General features: G+C 42.1%; 1 protein-coding gene and 1 pseudogene. Both read left to right on the top strand.

Annotated features, from left to right (window positions below):
* Positions 1-161: pseudogene (locus tag KIV40_RS34940) on the top strand (ammonium transporter); the annotation flags it as partial.
* A 255-nt stretch (positions 162-416) separates the two neighbouring features.
* Positions 417-699 (top strand): Sir2 family NAD-dependent protein deacetylase (locus KIV40_RS34945; protein ID WP_285354057.1); only part of this gene is annotated, 283 nt, incomplete at its 3' end.

A 699-nucleotide genomic window follows, 5' to 3' on the forward strand; every position in this document is an offset into this window, starting at 1 on the left:
TTCAGGTGTTAGGTACTATTGCAGGTATCGTGGTAGCCGTTGGCGGCGCATTTATCGTGTATGGCATCCTTAACAAAGTTACTGGCTTGCGTCTAAGCGAAGAAGACGAATTTAACGGTGCAGATTTAGCCATTCATAAGATCTCCTCGGTAAGTGAAGATCAAGTCTTTATTAGAATAATCTTCTTGTTGATACCCAATCTTAAAAGCGACCTCGGTCGCTTTTTTATTTGTCATCAACGGAAACAATCAACGCATTGTTTCTCACATCACAGTCTTTCCTCTCCAAAACTCAAGCCAGTTCACAAATGACCAATGAATACATGCACATAAGACCATGGTCTAATCCCTAAAACTATTGTTGAAATTTGAACAGTGCTAAGCTGTTACAAAGTGACATATTGATAAGGACGTAATATGAATTTCCCATACAGAAACATTGTAATTCTCACAGGTGCAGGGATCTCGGCAGAATCTGGGATACAGACCTTTCGTGCACAAGACGGATTATGGGAAAACCACAAGATTGAAGATGTGGCGACTCCAGAAGGTTTTCAACGCGATCCTGATTTGGTACAAGCATTCTATAACAAGCGTCGTAAAGGCCTTCAAAGTGAAGATATCCAGCCCAATGCCGCCCATATAGCGCTAGGTGAGCTCGAAAAGCGTCTGGATCGTAAAGTCACTGTCATCACTCAGA

Source organism: Vibrio sp. D173a (genome assembly GCF_030248475.1).